This is a genomic window from Candidatus Infernicultor aquiphilus (genome assembly GCF_002784285.1).
GTDB classification, from domain to species: domain Bacteria; phylum Atribacterota; class Phoenicimicrobiia; order Phoenicimicrobiales; family Phoenicimicrobiaceae; genus Infernicultor; species Infernicultor aquiphilus.
Genome location: NZ_PFKO01000032.1, coordinates 1 through 1,181 on the forward strand (window position 1 = coordinate 1; position 1,181 = coordinate 1,181).

Sequence of the window (1,181 nt, forward strand, 5' to 3'; positions counted from 1 at the left end):
CTATATCAATATCCTGGATATATAGATCCTGACCAGAAATTATATCTATTTCTGAACTATCACACTTCGCACACTTAAATCTATCTTTTTTAATCTCAAAAACCTCATCACATTTTCGGCATTGACCTAATAGTGGAGATGATATTATCTGTAAAGATGCTTTTTCAGCAATAGTTCCTTGCCTAAAATTCTCAAAAGCAAATTCTAAAGATGCTTTATTCACTCCAGCTAATTCTCCAACTTTTACCCTGATAACCGTTATCTTCTTTGCTTTATGATCTCTGGCTTTACCTAAAGCAATTTCTAATAGATTTTGAGCAATTGAAGCCTCATGCATATTTTTCTCCTGAACTTTAAATTCACCAATTCACCAATTCACCAATTCACCAATTCACCAATTAATCAATTTTAATAAAATAATTCGTAGGACAGGCGTTCCCCGTTTTCACGAGGACAGGCTCGCCTGTCTATTTCAGACTATAAGCGATCACTATTTAGCTAAAAACTATTCACTAAATACTAACTGACAAATATATAGACATCGCGAACCCAAAAATATACACACATCGTGAACCTTAATGAAAAAAAATATACACACATCGTGAACTATACAACTTTAAATATTCTATACTGACCTTAAAAAAGGAGGTCAGTATGAATATCAAAGAATTAAGAGAAAAAGCTATAAAAAGATACGAAAATGGTGAATCTCCTAAGGAGATCTATCAGAGTCTTGGTAAAGGCAAAAGCTGGTTCTTTAAATGGTTAAAGCGTTACAAATATTGATACTGCCAAGGAGAAATTGTTTGTATACCATGATTCTAAATTAATAGTAGAATACCCTTATCCTTTACTAAAAAGCTCTATTGATTTATCAAGGTTCGATCTCTAGAGTTCACTATGTCTATATATTTCATTATCATTAGGAGTTCACTATGTCTATATACTTAAAGACCTCTAAGAAGAGTCCACGATGTCTGTATATTTAATAAATAGTCGTTAGTATATAGTTAAATGGTTAGCTGGTTACCGTTACCTGGTTAATTAGTTCACTAAGTACTGCGCTAACCAAAGGATAGGCAGGCTGAACTGTCTTCGTGAAAATGAGGAATGCCTGTCCTATTAAAGACTAAATACTATTCACTATATACTTAAATAAGCACCCAGCCAGTATGATCGAT

General features: G+C 33.0%; 2 protein-coding genes. One reads left to right on the top strand and one right to left on the bottom strand.

The window, feature by feature from the left end:
- Nucleotides 1–337: hydrogenase maturation nickel metallochaperone HypA (hypA, locus tag COZ07_RS01015; protein ID WP_406606749.1), on the bottom strand; the 337-nt coding region annotated here is incomplete at its 3' end.
- A 317-nt stretch (nucleotides 338–654) separates the two neighbouring features.
- On the opposite strand from hypA, the gene COZ07_RS01020 reads away from it, so the two are divergent.
- Nucleotides 655–786: a helix-turn-helix domain-containing protein gene (locus tag COZ07_RS01020; protein ID WP_406606750.1), complete on the top strand. Its 132-nt coding sequence runs from the start codon at nucleotides 655–657 to the stop codon at nucleotides 784–786.
- Nucleotides 787–1,181: the final 395 nt, after the last annotated feature.

Bases quoted from the DNA above. Each gene is read 5' to 3' on its own strand.
- COZ07_RS01020 (WP_406606750.1), top strand. From the start codon at position 655: ATGAATATCAAAGAATTAAGAGAAAAAGCTATAAAAAGATACGAAAAT.